The 14151-nt window shown below is 68.5% G+C and carries 14 protein-coding genes; 9 read left to right on the plus strand and 5 right to left on the minus strand.

Translation table 11 applies throughout. The annotated features are described in order from the left end of the window. Positions 1-28 precede the first annotated feature (28 nt). The 4 genes from AC3QL2_RS13580 to ubiU all read right to left on the minus strand — a co-directional run bounded on the left by AC3QL2_RS13580 (position 29) and on the right by ubiU (position 3645). The gene (locus AC3QL2_RS13580; protein ID WP_493230926.1) at positions 29-1108 is read right to left on the minus strand and encodes a VanZ family protein; all 1080 of its coding nucleotides are present in this window, start codon (positions 1106-1108) and stop codon (positions 29-31) included. 123 nt (positions 1109-1231) lie between these two features. After that, complete coding sequence (gene ubiT, locus AC3QL2_RS13585; protein WP_493230927.1) at positions 1232-1702, minus strand: ubiquinone anaerobic biosynthesis accessory factor UbiT; 471 nt, start codon at positions 1700-1702, stop codon at positions 1232-1234. A 19-nt stretch (positions 1703-1721) separates the two neighbouring features. Continuing rightward, positions 1722-2627, minus strand: a complete 906-nt coding sequence (locus tag AC3QL2_RS13590) for a U32 family peptidase (protein ID WP_493230928.1) — start codon at positions 2625-2627, stop codon at positions 1722-1724. 4 nt (positions 2628-2631) lie between these two features. Continuing rightward, the gene (gene ubiU, locus AC3QL2_RS13595) at positions 2632-3645 is read right to left on the minus strand and encodes a ubiquinone anaerobic biosynthesis protein UbiU (protein WP_493230929.1); all 1014 of its coding nucleotides are present in this window, start codon (positions 3643-3645) and stop codon (positions 2632-2634) included. A 315-nt stretch (positions 3646-3960) separates the two neighbouring features. On the opposite strand from ubiU, the gene AC3QL2_RS13600 reads away from it, so the two are divergent. The 4 genes from AC3QL2_RS13600 to AC3QL2_RS13615 all read left to right on the plus strand — a co-directional run bounded on the left by AC3QL2_RS13600 (position 3961) and on the right by AC3QL2_RS13615 (position 9857). After that, complete coding sequence (locus AC3QL2_RS13600; RefSeq protein ID WP_493230930.1) at positions 3961-6879, plus strand: EAL domain-containing protein; 2919 nt, start codon at positions 3961-3963, stop codon at positions 6877-6879. Between the two features lie 90 nt (positions 6880-6969). Beyond that, on the plus strand, positions 6970-8478 hold the full coding sequence (locus tag AC3QL2_RS13605) for a high affinity choline transporter 1 (RefSeq protein ID WP_493230931.1): 1509 nt from the start codon (positions 6970-6972) through the stop codon (positions 8476-8478). Positions 8479-8581: 103 nt separating this feature from the next. Next, on the plus strand, positions 8582-9199 hold the full coding sequence (locus AC3QL2_RS13610) for a flavin prenyltransferase UbiX (RefSeq protein WP_493231606.1): 618 nt from the start codon (positions 8582-8584) through the stop codon (positions 9197-9199). A gap of 55 nt (positions 9200-9254) precedes the next feature. After that, positions 9255-9857, plus strand: coding sequence for an LON peptidase substrate-binding domain-containing protein (locus tag AC3QL2_RS13615; protein WP_493230932.1), 603 nt, complete (start codon positions 9255-9257; stop codon positions 9855-9857). A 57-nt stretch (positions 9858-9914) separates the two neighbouring features. Here AC3QL2_RS13615 and mutY read toward each other — a convergent pair whose 3' ends face one another. Beyond that, a complete protein-coding gene (gene mutY, locus AC3QL2_RS13620; protein ID WP_493230933.1) occupies positions 9915-10970 on the minus strand; it encodes an A/G-specific adenine glycosylase in 1056 nt (351 codons plus the stop codon). Positions 10971-11071: 101 nt separating this feature from the next. Here mutY and AC3QL2_RS13625 point away from each other — a divergent pair, with 101 nt between their 5' ends. From AC3QL2_RS13625 to AC3QL2_RS13645, 5 genes are all read left to right on the plus strand, one after another. Next, on the plus strand, positions 11072-11563 hold the full coding sequence (locus AC3QL2_RS13625; protein ID WP_493230934.1) for a flavin reductase family protein: 492 nt from the start codon (positions 11072-11074) through the stop codon (positions 11561-11563). A 3-nt stretch (positions 11564-11566) separates the two neighbouring features. Further along, a complete protein-coding gene (locus AC3QL2_RS13630) occupies positions 11567-12364 on the plus strand; it encodes an alpha/beta fold hydrolase (RefSeq protein WP_493230935.1) in 798 nt (265 codons plus the stop codon). Positions 12365-12384: 20 nt separating this feature from the next. Then, positions 12385-12756: a diacylglycerol kinase gene (locus AC3QL2_RS13635; RefSeq protein WP_079434880.1), complete on the plus strand. Its 372-nt coding sequence runs from the start codon at positions 12385-12387 to the stop codon at positions 12754-12756. A gap of 15 nt (positions 12757-12771) precedes the next feature. Next, positions 12772-12975: a hypothetical protein gene (locus tag AC3QL2_RS13640; protein ID WP_493230936.1), complete on the plus strand. Its 204-nt coding sequence runs from the start codon at positions 12772-12774 to the stop codon at positions 12973-12975. Positions 12976-13142: 167 nt separating this feature from the next. Further along, entirely contained in the window at positions 13143-14150 is a 1008-nt protein-coding gene (locus tag AC3QL2_RS13645) for a nucleoid-associated protein (RefSeq protein ID WP_374484526.1), read from the plus strand. Position 14151 lies beyond the last annotated feature (1 nt).

Here is a 14151-nt window from a genome sequence, read left to right on the forward strand (position 1 = left end):
GTGCGGGAGAGTCGGGTGAAGCCCGCGGTCAGGGTCGGCGGCCCTTGTTCTCCGGCGCACTGGGGCCCGTCAGGCCCAGGTAGGCAAAGGCCGCGAAGGGCCACAGGCTGGCCGTGAGCTGGGTAAGACCGTGGAAATTGAGGAAGTTGCCGTGGCGGATCAGTTCCACGTCGCTGGGCAGGAAGGGGTTTTCGGGGGCCAGGTTGACCAGCGCGGTGCCAACCAGCAGCGCCATGCCGGCCAGCATGCCGTGGCTGCGCTTGGGCAGCAGCAGGCACACGCCGAGCAGCGCCGCGCCGGCGGCGAGGCCGATCTGCCCGCCGGGGGTCATCCAGTGGAAGGGCTCGCCGGGGGAGAAGAAGGCTGCGGCGGCAAGTGTCTTGGCGCCGAGGCCGAGAAGCACCAGCGCGGCCAGCGGCCACGGGCTGAAGCGGCGCATCACGCAGCTGGCGGTGAGGCCGACGGCGAGCAACTGGCTGGTGGCGATGGCGGCCTCAACCTTGACGAAGCGCGTCGGGTTGAATTGCAGCGGGGTCGGCAGATCGAACAGGCGGCGCAGGTCGCCGGTGGCGAACAGCAGGCTCTCGGGGGTCAGCAGCGTGAGCAGCCACAGGCCCATCAGTACCAGCCCGATCTCGCCCGCATGGCCAGGCACGATGCGCCGCTGGCGCCAGCGCGTGAGGCCGCTGTCGGGGGCGAACAGGCGCTCGCCCCAGCGCGCGCCGGCCAGTGCGCCGAGGATGCCGCCGATGGTGTTGCAGCCCACGTCCACGTTGGACGAGACGCGGGTGGGCAGGAAGTTCTGCAGGGTTTCCACCGACAGACTCATGCTGGCGGTGAGCAGGATCGCCAGCAGCACCGCCAGTGTGCGGGGCAGGCGGCCCAGCGCCGGCACCAGCGCAAAGCTGAAGGGCACGATGCCGATGACGTTCACCACCAGGTCCACCCAGCTGTAGTAGCGCGGCCACGGGGCGGACAGGAAGTCGAAGATCGGCAGGCCTGGATCCCGCCAGCCGGTGAAGGGATGCAGGCAGGCGTAGACGATCAGTATCCCGATGGCGGCAGCAAAGTAGGCGGCGAGCGGAGAACTGTGGCGTGGCGAAGGCATCGGGCTGGCTGGAGAAGCGCGTCAGGCTTCATTCTAGCTGCGGACACGGGTTTGGGGCGGCGGACCCGCGCCACGCCGTGGCCGGGAGATGGGGCCGGGGTGGGGGCCACCCCCGCTGCAGCCTCAGGCCGGCTGGGCCGGCGTGCGCTTGCCGAAGCCGGGGCGGAAGGCGGCGAGGCGCGCCAGCAGCGCATCCCAGTCCACCGCGTCGAGCGTGTTCTTGACCAGCAGGCCGAGGTCGGTTTCGCCTTCCATCAGCAGGCGGCGGCTGAAGAACAGGGTGTCCGGGTCTTCCTCGCGCAGCGCGAGGGCCAGGTAGTCGCGGGTGGTGGCGGATATGGTCAGGTCCGGCTGGCGCGAGTCGAACAGCGGGCGAAAGCCCCGCGCTGTGAAGGTGAAGCGCAGCGCCAGGCCGGCATCGGTGACCTTGAGCAGCAGGCGCTTGCCGGTCAGCGGTTCCAGGGTGTCGCGCGGCAGGATGCGGTCGAGGGTCAGGTTGAGGCCGCCGACCAGCGCCAGCGTCGGCGGCAGCTGGGGCAGGCGAGCGCCGACGCTGGCAATCGGCTTGGGCAGGGTGAAGGCGGGCAGTTTCATGGTCGGGCGCTCCGGAAGATCAGGCGGTGACGAGTTGTTCGACGCCGGGCCGGCCGTGCCAGAAGCCGTTGCACGGCGCTTCCGGCAGCAGCGGGCGGGCGTTGCGCAAGGCCTCGGCGGGCGGAAGCGTGCCGGCCAGGGCCTGGCGGAACAGGTCGATGACTTCGGCGGTGTGCTCGCCCTGGGGGCTGATGCGCAGGATGTCGAGGCCGTCAGCCTGCACGGCGGGCAGGTCGCCGAGCAGGGTGTGTACGTGGGCGGACTGGGTCTGGATGCCGTTGAGGGTCAGGAAGGGTTCGCCTTCGCGGGTCTTCAGCGGAATGCCGTCGGCGAACTGTAGGCAGCGGAACTCGCAGGTGTCCTTCTGAAGGTTGTAGTGGCGGGCGGTGAAGCAGCGCGCCGAGAAGGCCAGCGGCAGGCGGCCGTGGGCGAACACTTCCACTTCCATCGGCCGGCCGAGGCCGCCGCGCAGTTCGGCGATCTGCTGGCGCGACATCTCCGGCGGGGCGACCCAGCGGGTGGCACCGAGCTCGGCGAACATGCCGAGGGTGGCCGGGTTGAAGATGTTCAGCGTCGGGCCGGCGATCCAGTCCGTGACCGGCGCGTCGCTGTCGGTGAGCAGGCGCACCGCGCCCATGTCGTTGGCTTCGACGCGGAAGCGGCCGTTGGAGACGATACGGCGCAGGGTCTTGAGATCGGATTCGGATTCGACCAGCACCTGGCTGGACAGCACGACTTCCTTGCCGGCGGCGGCGAGGATGTCGGCCACTTCGAGCCAGTCGCTGAGGCGCAGTTCGTGGCGGCGGGAGCACACCGTCTCGCCGAGATAGACGATATCCACCGGCACGTCGGCCATGTCGGCGTAGAAGGCCAGCGTGGCCTGGCGGGGCCAGTAGTAGAGCAGGGGACCGAGGGCGAGTTTCATCGGTTTACTTCCAGGGGCGGTAGTAGGCGCCGAGGGTGTGGCTCTGGCCTTCGGACACCTTGTTGAGTTCGGCCATCCACGAAGCCTCGACGCGGAAGGGCGCGGTGTTGGCCTGCAGCCGGTCGATGGCGGCGCGCCATACCTTGGTGACTTGAGTTACGTAGGCGGGGCTGCGCTGGCGGCCCTCGATCTTGATCGCGCGCACGCCGACGCGGGCCAGCTCGGGCAGCAGTTCCAGCGTGTTGAGGCTGGTGGGCTCCTCGATGGCGTAGTAGGTCTCGCCGTTCACGTCGAAGCGGCCCTTGCACAGGGTCGGGTAGCCGGCCCGCTCGCCGTCGGCGAAGCGGTCGATGAGGATGCCGTTGAGGCGGGTTTCCATGCCCTTCGGGGTCTGCTCCCAGCGCACGTGCTTGCCCGGCGAGCAGGCGCCGTTGCAGTTGGGGGATTCGCCGGTGGCGTAGGCCGACAGCGCGCAGCGCCCCTCGACCATCACGCACAGCCCGCCGAAGCCGAACACCTCGATCTCGACCGGGGTGTTGGCGATCACGTGTTCGACCTGGGCGAGGGACAGCACGCGCGGCAGCACGGCCCGCGAAATACCGAAACGTTCGTAGTAGAAATTGATGGCGTCGTAGCTGGTGGCCGAGCCCTGCACCGACAGGTGCAGGCGCAGCTGCGGGTGGGTCTTGCGCGCGTAGGCCATCAGGCCGGGGTCGGCGAGGATCAGCGCGTCGATGCCGCAGTCGGCGGCGCGGTCGATGGCGCGGGTCCAACTGGACCAGTTGTCGGTCTGCGGGTAGGTGTTGAGGGCCAGCAGCACCTTGCGGCCGCGCTCGTGGGCGTAGCGCACGCCGTCGGCCATCGATTTGTCGTCGAAGTTGAGGCCGGTGAAGTTGCGGGCGTTGGTGGCGTCCTTGAAGCCGAGATAGACGCAGTCGGCGCCGTTGTCGATGGCGGTCTTGAGGGCGGGCAGGCTGCCGGCGGGGCAGACCAGTTCGATCGGATGCGGGGGAGTCATGGGTTCCGGGCGGCGAAAAATGACGCCGGCGGACTATAGGCGTGCCCTGCCGGGCGGGCCTTGACCGCGGTCAACGGGGCGCCGGGTCGCGACCGGGATTGGAGGTGCCGCTCGGCGAGTGTGTCGGGCGGTTTCGGGACATGGGCATTTTTTGAACACCGGTGCATACTTGTCGGCGGAGAAGATTATTGATTTGGCTTATGAGCCCGTCCATGCCCGTGTCGCGTCGTCACTTCCTCCTGTTGTTGATCGCCCGCGAGCCCATCGCCGAGAGCGGTCGCCCCGTATGACGTGCATGTCGAAGGACATGCGCCGATGAGCGGCGGCCGTTTCCTGTCCCTGCGCTGGCGTCTGCTCGGGCCCCTGCTGGCCCTGTGGGCGACGGGAATGGGCTTGCTGGTCAGCGTGCTGTACTCCGGCATCGTGGAGCGCTTCCAGACCCTCGTCGAGCAGCGCGCCGAGGCAGTCGTGTCGGCGGTCCATGCGGCGGCTGAGACTGCCCAGGATTCCGCCGACCTGCGCCGCCTCGTGTCCGCGCTGGGGGCTGCACCGGACGTGCAGCGCCTGGTGCTGGCGGCGGGTGAGCCGGGCCGCGTCATCGCTGCCAGTGACCCCGACTGGAACGATCAGGGGCTGTCGGCGCTGCCCGACCGGGCGCTGGCGGCCAGTCTCGGCAGTGTGCAGGCGTCCCGTCGCGGCGCGCGAGTGCTGGACTCCCGGCGTCGCAGCCTGGATGTACTGGAGCCGGTGCTGCTGCCCGGCGCCGGGGGCGGCAGTGGTCGCCTGGCCGACGGTGTGCTGTTCCTGCGCCTCGATGCGGACAGCCTGTGGCAGGCCGCCGAGGAAACGGCGCTACACCTGTCCGTCGGATTGGGGGCGGTGCTGAGCCTGGTGGCCGGCCTGGTCTATCTGCTGCTGTCCCGCTACGTGCTGCGTCCGGCCGAGGCCATCCGCGCGGTCCTCGGGCGCCGCCGGGCGCCCGGCGGCGCGGACGCCGAAGTCCGCGTGCCGGTGGTGCGTCGGGACGAGCTCGGGGAGCTGGCCGAGACCCTCGACGAAACCCTGTCCGCGCTGCGCGCCCGCAACCGCGACATCGAGCGCCTGCAGCGCCTGCACCACGCCCTGTCGGCGACCAACAAGGCTATCGTGCATGCCCGCGATGCGGAAGTGCTGTTGCCCCAGGTATGCCGCATCGCGGTGGAGTTCGGTGAGCTGGACCTGGCCTGGATCGGCTTCCCTGAGACCGAGGGCGGCGTCCTCAAGCCCGTGGCCATGCACGGCAACTGCCGTGACGGAGGCACGGATCTGGGCTGTCTGCCCACGCATCAGGTTCCGGCCGAGGCGCTGATCGTCAATGATCCGGCCCTGCCCGGCATGGCGGGGGTGTGCCCCGGCTGCCCGGGGCGGGACAAGGCGGCCGGCTCCTTCGCCCTGTTCCCGATCCGTGACAGCGGCGGGCCGGATGGGGTGCTGGTGCTGCGCAAAGCCGAGAAGCATTTTTTCGATGCGCAGACGGTGGCCCTGCTCGATGAGATGAGCACCGACATCGGCTTTGCGCTGCGCAATTACCGGCGCGACGAGACGCTGCGGCTGGCGGCGAAGGTCTTCGAGAACAATTCGGAAGGCATCGTCATCATCGATCCCGAACGGCGGGTGGTGATGACCAACCGCGCCTTCACCGCGCTCACCGGCATTGCCGGGCTGGATGTGCGCGGGCGGCCGCTGGTGCTGTTCGATCCGCAGGTGCATCCGCGCGGCTTCGCCAGCCGTATCCGCGCCGAGGCACTGCAGGACGGTCTGTGGCAGGGCGAGGTGTGGATACGCCGGGCCAGCGGCGAGAGCTTCCCCGCCGACATGTCGATCAGCGTCGTGCGGGCCCCGGACGGTCCGGCCTTCCACTACGTCGGGGTGTTCTCCGACATCAGCCGGCGCAAGGCCGACGAGGCACGCATCCGCTTCCTGGCCAACCACGATTTCCTCACCGGCCTGCCGTCGCGGGCCGCGCTGCAGCCGACCATGGCGCGGGCCGTCGAGGACGCCAGGCGGAATGGGCGGCGGATCGGACTGTGCTTCCTGGACCTCGACCGCTTCAAGAACATCAACGACACCCTCGGTCATCACGTCGGCGACCAGCTGCTGGTGGAGGTCGCCCAGCGCCTGACGTCGGTGCTGCGTGACGGGGAGAGCGTGCTGCGCCACGGCGGCGACGAATTCGTCGTGGTGGTGCCCGAGCAGGGCGGTCCGGCGGATCTCCAGGCGTCGGGGGAGCGTCTGCTGGCGGCCCTGGACGAGCCTTTCCGCCTGGCCGGCTGTGAGTTCAGCCTGTCCACCAGCGTCGGCGTGGCAGTCTATCCGGATCACGGCGAGGACGCGGAGATCCTGCTCGACCGGGCCGACATGGCGATGTACAAGGCCAAGGAAGAGGGGCGCAACGGTGTGCAGTTCTTCACCGAGAGCATGGCCACCGCGACCAGCGAGCGGCTGTCCATCGAGCACGCGCTTCGCCGCGCGCTGGAGCGGGGCGAGCTGGCGCTGAACTACCAGCCGGTGGTGGCGGCCGACGGCCGGCTGATTGCCGCCGAGGCGCTGCTGCGGTGGACCCACCCGGAACTCGGCAATGTCCCGCCGGCCCGCTTCATTCCGCTGGCCGAGGAGAGCGGGCTGATCCTGCCCATCGGCGCGTGGGTGCTCGACACCCTGTGCCGCCAGCTGGCGGCCTGGCGGGCGGAGGGGCGCCGCATGGTGCCGGTGGCGGCCAACATTTCGCCGCTGCAGTTCCGCCGCGCCGATTTCGTCGCCACCGTGGCGGCGGCGCTTGAGCGCCACGACGTGCCGCCCGACCTGCTGACCCTCGAGGTCACCGAGAGCATGGTGATGGCCGACGTGGAGCAGGCCGCCCACCAGCTCGCCGAGCTGAAGGCGCTGGGCCTGTCGATCGCCATCGACGATTTTGGCACCGGCTACTCGAGCCTCGCCTACCTGCGGCGCTTCCCCCTCGACAAGCTGAAGATCGATCAGTCCTTCGTGCGGGCGATCAACGCCGGGCCGGAGGATCGGGCGATCGTCGCCGCCATCGTCGGGCTCGGCCACAACCTGGGCCTCGGGCTGGTGGCGGAAGGCGTCGAGAGCGCGGCGATGGCTGACACACTGCTCGATCTGGGTTGCGATTCGTTGCAGGGCTGGCACTTCGGCAAGGCGGAACCGGCGGAACGCTTCGCCGAGCGTTTGGCATAAGACGGAAAAGCTACTCCTTCGTGGCGCCCCCGCGAACCCCGCTCGTCCCTATAATCCGCGGATTCGCCAACGCTTTTTCCATTTTTTCCGATGCTGTTCTGGTTCGTCATCGCCTACTGGCTGATCTCGGTGGCCATCGGCCTCATCGCCGCCACGCGGGTTCACAACACCAGGGACTTCGCCGTCGCCGGCCGTCATCTGCCCTTCTACATGGTCACCGCCACGGTGTTCGCCACTTGGTTCGGCTCGGAAACGGTGCTCGGCATTCCGGCGACCTTCCTCAACGAAGGCCTGCATGGCGTGGTCGCCGATCCCTTCGGCTCATCCCTGTGCCTGATCCTGGTCGGCCTGTTCTTCGCGGCGCCGCTGTACCGCATGAACCTGCTGACCATCGGCGACTTCTACAAGCGGCGCTACGGGCGTACCGCGGAGGTGCTGACCACGCTGGCCATCGTGATCTCCTACCTCGGCTGGGTGGGCGCCCAGATCACCGCCCTCGGGCTGGTCTTCAACGTGGTGTCGGGCGGGGAGGTGAGCCGGCTAGCCGGCATGTGGATCGGCTCCGGCACGATCCTCATCTACACGCTGTTCGGCGGCATGTGGGCGGTGGCGGTCACCGATTTCCTGCAGATGATCATCATCGTCATCGGCATGCTGTGGATCGGCGGCGAGGTCAGCAGCATGGCCGGCGGCGTTGGGGCGGTCGTCAATCACGCCCTGGGCGAAGGCAAGTTCGCCTTCCTGCCGCCCGCCGAGCCGAAGGAGATGATCGCCTTCTTCGCTGCCGCGGTGACCATGATGTTCGGCTCCATCCCGCAGCAGGACGTGTTCCAGCGCGTGCAGTCGGCCAAGTCCGAGAAGATCGCGGTGTGGGGGTCGGTGCTCGGCGGCAGCCTGTATTTCGTGTTCGCCTTCGTGCCGATGTTCCTGGCCTACTCGGCGACGCTGATCTCGCCCGACATGGTGGCGCGCCTGATCTCTTCCGATTCCCAGATGATCCTGCCCGAGCTGGTGCTGAGCAAGGCGCCGCTGGTGGCCCAGGTCATGTTCTTCGGCGCGCTGCTGTCGGCGATCAAGAGCTGCGCGTCGGCCACGCTGCTGGCGCCGTCGGTGACCTTCACCGAGAACATCCTCAAGCCGGCGCTGCCGCATCTCACCGATCGCAAGCTGTTGTTCTGGATGCGCGTGGTGACCTTCAGCTTCACCGTGCTGGTGACCATCTACGCGATGTACTCCAAGGCCAGCATCTTCAAGATGGTCGAAAACGCCTACCAGATAACCCTGGTGTCGGCCTTCGTGCCGCTGCTGTGCGGGCTGTACTGGCGGCGGGCGACCAACCAGGGGGCGCTGGCGTCCATCTTCTGCGGCATCGGCGTGTGGCTGGCGGTGCTCCTGGCCGGTGGCGAGGACCCCTTCGTGCCGGCCCAGCTGGCCGGTCTGGCAGCCAGTGCGGTGGCGATGGTGGTCGGCTCGCTTGTGAGGCAGCTGGTTCACCACGACATCCACGTGCATGACCGCCTGCTCCGCGGCCACTATGCGGCTGAGCCCCATGGCCTTGCCCACGAGGGGATCGGCGCAGTGCACAAACATGGCCAGTAGTGGCGGATTCATCGCCCCCGCCGCGCTGGCCGGAACCTTGGCCGCGTCTTGCCGTCTGTCGTATTAACCGCTATCAGCCAGGAATCCCGCCTTGACCCCGTCCGTGCAATTGCCCAAGACCATCGCCGTCGCCCTCACCGGGGCGTCCGGCATGCCCTACGGGTTGCGCCTGGTGGAGTGCCTGCTGGCCGCCGGCTGCCGGGTGTGGCTGCTGTATTCCCAGGTGGCGCAGATCGTCGCGAAGCAGGAGATGGATCTTGCCCTGCCGTCCCGGCCGATTGAGGTGGAGGCCCTGTTGGGCGAGCGCTTCGGTGCGGCAGCCGGGCAGTTGCGGGTGTTCGGCCGCGAGGAATGGTTCGCGCCGCCGGCCTCGGGTTCCAACCCGCCAGACGCGATGGTCGTGTGCCCGTGCTCGATGGGTTCGCTGGCGTCGATTGCCGCCGGCCTGGCCGGCAACCTCATCGAGCGGGCTGCCGACGTGGCGATCAAGGAAGGGCGCAAGCTGATCCTGGTGCCGCGGGAGACGCCGTTTTCGCCGCTGCACCTGGAGAACATGCTGCGCCTGGCCCGCATGGGGGTGGTGATCCTGCCGGCCAATCCGGGCTTCTATCACCGGCCGCAGACGGTCGGGGAGGTGGTGGATTTCGTCGTCGCCCGGGTGCTCGACCAGCTGGCCGTGCCCCACGCGTTGATGCCCCGCTGGGGAGAAAGCGACGAGTAGGGGCGCATCCACTTGCGCCGACGGGGAGGCTGTGCCGGATTACAGGAGTGACATCATGCATGAGACCGTCGAAATCCCGCTCTTCCCGCTGCATACGGTGCTGTTCCCCGATGGCGTGCTGTCCCTCAAGCTGTTCGAGGCCCGCTACCTCGACATGGCGGCGCGCAGCATGCGCACCGGGACGCCCTTCGGTGTGTGCCTGATCCAGGAAGGCGGCGAGGTCGGCAATCCGGCGGTGCCCTTCGAGACCGGCACCGTTGCGCGCATAACCGATTGGGACATGTCCCAGCCCGGCCTGTTGTTCATCACCTGCCGGGGCGGCGAGCGTTTCCGCATCGCGTCGCGGGACATCCATTCCAATCGCCTGCAGACGGCCCACGTGGAAGTGATCATCGAACCGCCGGTGGAGCCGGTGCCGGACGAGCTGCGCAGCCTGCTGCCCTTGCTGCGCGCCATCGTGGCCGACGCCGGCGACGAGATGTTCCCGCCGCCGCACCGTTTCGACGACGCCAGCTGGGTTGGCTACCGCCTCGCCGAGATCCTGCCGATCCCGGTGAAGGCCCGCCAGCGCCTGCTCGAACTCAACGATTCGATCTCCCGCCTGGAGATCATCCATGTCTACCTGCAGCAGCATCAGCTGATCGACAGCAGCGATTGAGTTCCGGAGGGCACGGCCTTCAATCGCCCATTGCAGATCGAGCGTTCCCGGTCCGGCTCAGGTCCTGCTGAACAGGTCGTCCTGCACCAGCTGTTCGAGCAGCTTGCGGATTGGTGCTGGCAGCGCGGCGTCGGAGAGGCGGTCGAGGGGCTGCCACAGGCGGCCGTCTTCGGCGATAGCGGGGGCGGGCGGTGCGACTTCCAGTGCTTCGGGTTGCAGTGTCAGCGTGAAATGCGTGAACACGTGGCGGAAGGGCGTCAGCGGCGTGCGCTGGCGGACGTCCAGGCCGTAGTGCTGGGCCACCCATTCGGCGCTGTCGGCGTCCTCCGGCAGTTCCGGCAGGCTCAGCAGGCCGCCCCAGATGCCGCTCGGCGGGCGGCGTTCCAGCAGCACCGCGCCATTGGCGAGGATGGCGGCGAAGCGGCCGCTGCGCTGGGGGCTTTCCTTGCGCGGCCGCGGGGTCGGCAGTTCGGCGACGCGGCCGTCGCGCAGCGCCACGCAGCGTTCGGCCAGCGGACAGCGGGTGCAGGCCGGCCGGCCGCGGGTGCAGATCGTGGCGCCGAGGTCCATCTGGGCCTGGGTATAGACGCCCACGTTCCGTTCCGGCAGCAGGCTTTCCGCCAGGTCCCACAGGCGGTTTTCCACGGCCTTGGTGCCGGGGAAGCCGTCGATGCCGAAGACGCGGGTCAGCACCCGCTTCACGTTGCCGTCGAGGATCGCCGCCCGCGTGCCGTAGGCGAAGGCGCTGATCGCCGCCGCTGTCGAGCGCCCGATGCCCGGCAGCTCTGCGAGCTGGGCCGGATCGGCCGGAAACACGCCACCGTGGCGGGCCATCAGGGCCTGGGCGCACTTGTGCAGGTTGCGCGCGCGGGCGTAGTAGCCGAGGCCGCTCCACAGGGTCAGCACGTCCTCCACCGGCGCCGCGGCGAGGCTGGGCAGATCCGGAAAGCGCTCGAGGAAGCGCGCGTAGTAGGGGATGACGGTTTCCACCTGGGTCTGCTGCAGCATGATCTCCGACAGCCACACCCGGTAGGCATCGTCGGTCTGCCAGGGCAGGTCATGGCGGCCGTGCTGGCGCTGCCAGGCGATCAGGGTTTCCGCAAACGTACTCAATTTCGTAAGCTCTCGACGCTGGCCCGCCGGGCGGCGATAATTTCAACCCCCCCAACTGGATTGCTGCCCGCCGTGATGGCGCGCGGACTACCCGATTTCATATGACCTCTCCCAAGAATGATCCGGCGGTACGCGCCTTTCGCGACACGCTGGGCATGTTTCCCACCGGCGTGACGGTGATTACCGCCCGCGCGCCGAGTGGCGAGCCGATCGGCCTCACCGTCAGCTCCTTCAATTCGGTGTCCCTGACGCCGCCGCTGGTCGTGTGGAGCCTGTCCAAACACCTGCCGAGCGTGCCGATCTTCGAAAACGCCGCAGTGTACGCGATCAACATCCTTGCCGAGGATCAGCAGGACATCTCCCAGCGTTTCGCCAGCCGCAGCGACGACAAGTTCGCCGGCCTGCCCTTCACCGAGGGCCTGGACGGCGTGCCGTTGTTGCCGGGCTGCGTGGCCTGGTTCGAATGCCGCCAGTTCTCCCGCCATGAAGGCGGCGACCATGTGGTGTTCATCGGCGAAGTGGTGCGCTTCGACCGCCAGCTCGACAAGACGCCGCTGGTTTTCCAGGGCGGCGCCTACCGCCGTCTGGCCTGAAACATGGATGCACCGCACTGGATCGAGACCGGTAGCGGCTCTCGTGGGCTGGTGTTCCTGCATGGGGTCAGCGGTGGTGCCGCCGGCGCGTTCGACATCCTGCCGCAGATGACGCCAGCGGGTTGGCGCGGTCTGGCCTGGGACATGCCCGGCTATGGCGCCAGCCCGGCGGTGGAGCCCGTCAGCTTCGACAGCTTTGCTGGCGCCGTGGTGGATCTGCTCGACGAGGCTGGCCTCGACAGCGTGGTGCTGGTCGGCCACAGCATGGGTGGCATGATCGCGCTGCAGACGGCGGTGCGGTTTCCGGAGCGGGTCGCCGGCCTGGTGCTGGCTTGCTGCACGCCGGCCTTCGGCGCTGCGTCGGGTGCGCTGCAGAACGCCTTCCTCGACCGTCGCCTGGGGCCGCTGGACGATGGGGCCAGCATGCGCGAACTGGCCATCGAACTGATCCCGACGATGGTCGGCCCCGGCAGCGAAGCCGAGGTCGTGCATGACGCCGTGGACCTGATGGCGCGGATTCCACCCGACAGCTACCGGGCTGCGATGCATGCGCTGGTGCGCTTCGACCAGCGGGTAGCCTTGCGCACGCTGGCCATGCCGGCACTGGTGCTGGCCGGCACCCACGACACCGTATCCACGCCGCAGGTGGTGCGCCGCATGGCCGAGCGCCTGCCGCTGGCCACGTACCGGGAGCTGGACGCCGGCCACATGGCGCCTTTCGAGGAGCCGGAAGCCTTCGCCGCCGAGGTCCGCGCTTTCATCGCCGGCCTCGATAACCTGTCTGTCACCGGCAGCCGCTAGGCTTGGACATTTTGCCCGCCATGGAAGAAAGCCCCTTCAAAGGCAAGACCGGCCTGACCCGCGTGTGGAACGCCTTCCACTACTCGATGGCCGGGCTCGGTGCCGCCTACCGCAACGAGGACGCCTTCCGCCAGGAGGTCTGGCTGGCGATCGTGCTGATCCCGCTGGCGCTGTTCCTGCCCGCCAGCGGTATCGGCAAGGCGCTGATGATCGCCAGCGTGCTGCTGGTGATCATCGTCGAGCTGATCAATTCCGGCCTCGAAGCCACCGTGGATCGCATCTCCCTCGAACATCACCACCTGGCCAAGCGCGCCAAGGACATCGGGAGCGCGGCGGTCTTCGTAGCGCTGGTGAATGTCGTCGCCGTGTGGGGGCTGGTGCTGTTTGGCTAAGCAGGAAAAATCGTCATGAACACCGCACCCGGCAAGAAACCCTGCGTCAATTGCACCTGCGCCACCACCGGCTTCTGCCCGCGCGGCGTGGGTGCCAACATCCCGCCGGAGCTGGCGGCGCAGCAGAACACGGCACCGGCCAAGCCGCAGTCCGCCGGCCAGCAGCGCCGGGAGCAGTTGCGCCAGCTGCCGGGCAACCGCCGCAAGATGCGTTTCTGACGGAAGCCCCGCCGGGGATGTCCTCTGAGGGATGAGGGATGTCCCGCGCGGGGATGCGTTCATTCCCCCATGGTCCGCTGCAGGGCGGGTGAATTCGCGTCCACGGGGTCCGTCATCCCTTGCCCGGCGTGAGAGAATCGCGCCCCCGTCCATTTCCGGAGTTGTCCATGTCCGAATCGACCCAGGCGATCGCCGACCTCGTCATCCACCGCCTGATCCGTGCCGCCGAGGGTGCGTCCACGGTCGAGCTGCGGCCGGCCTCCAATCCCGTCGACGAGCCCGCCGCGCGCCTGATGGAGCGTTTGTGCCGGCACTTCGCCGAGCGGCCGGGCAAGGGCTATGGCTGGTTCGAGAAGGACGAGCGGGCTTTTCCGATGCCACGCCTGGTGCGCGAGCACGCGGTGGACGGCAGCATGGACTTCGCGACCCTGTCCCGCGAGATGGTGACCCACCTGCAGCAGCGCCTCGACGAGGACAAGGTGGATGACGGCGGCTACGTGCTGATCGCCCGCGCCACCATTTTCGGGGCCGACTGCCTGTACGTCGCCCTGCTGCAGGAGACCCTCGGCACGGTGATCGGCGACGGCCTCAGCATCCACGACAGCCCGCACCTGGATTTCGGCGCGCTGCAGGTGGCCGGGCGTATCGACATCACGGCCTGGCAGAACGGCGCCGAGCGCTACATCGCCTTCCTGAAGGGGCGTGGCGACCTGGCCGGCTGGTTCAAGCGCTTCCTCGGCTGTACCGACGTGGTGATCGCCCTCAAGGAGACCAAGAAGCTGGTCGAGACCCTGAGCCATTTCGCCGACACCCAGCAACTGGAAACCCGCGAGCGCGACGAACTGCTCGAACGCGCCCACCTGGTGCTGGAGGAGATGGGCGAGAGCGGCGCGGCCCTCGACCTGCAGTCGGTGGCGAGCCAGATCTTCCCCGACGCACCGCAGAAGCTCAGCGAGACGCTGCAGGACGAAGCCCTCGATCTGGCCAGCGGCTTCGTGCCGGACAAGCGTGCCTTGAAGCCCCTGATCCGCTTCCGGGCCAGCGCTGAGGACTGGAAGCTGGAGTTCGAGCGCAGCGGCCTGCGGTCGGGCGCCGTGCAGTACGACAAGGCCAGCAACACGCTGGTGCTGACCAACGTGCCGGAAAGCCTCAAGAAGCTGCTGCTGGAGGAGTGAG

The sequence above is a fragment of the Zoogloea sp. GW822-FHT05C07 genome, assembly GCF_058800215.1.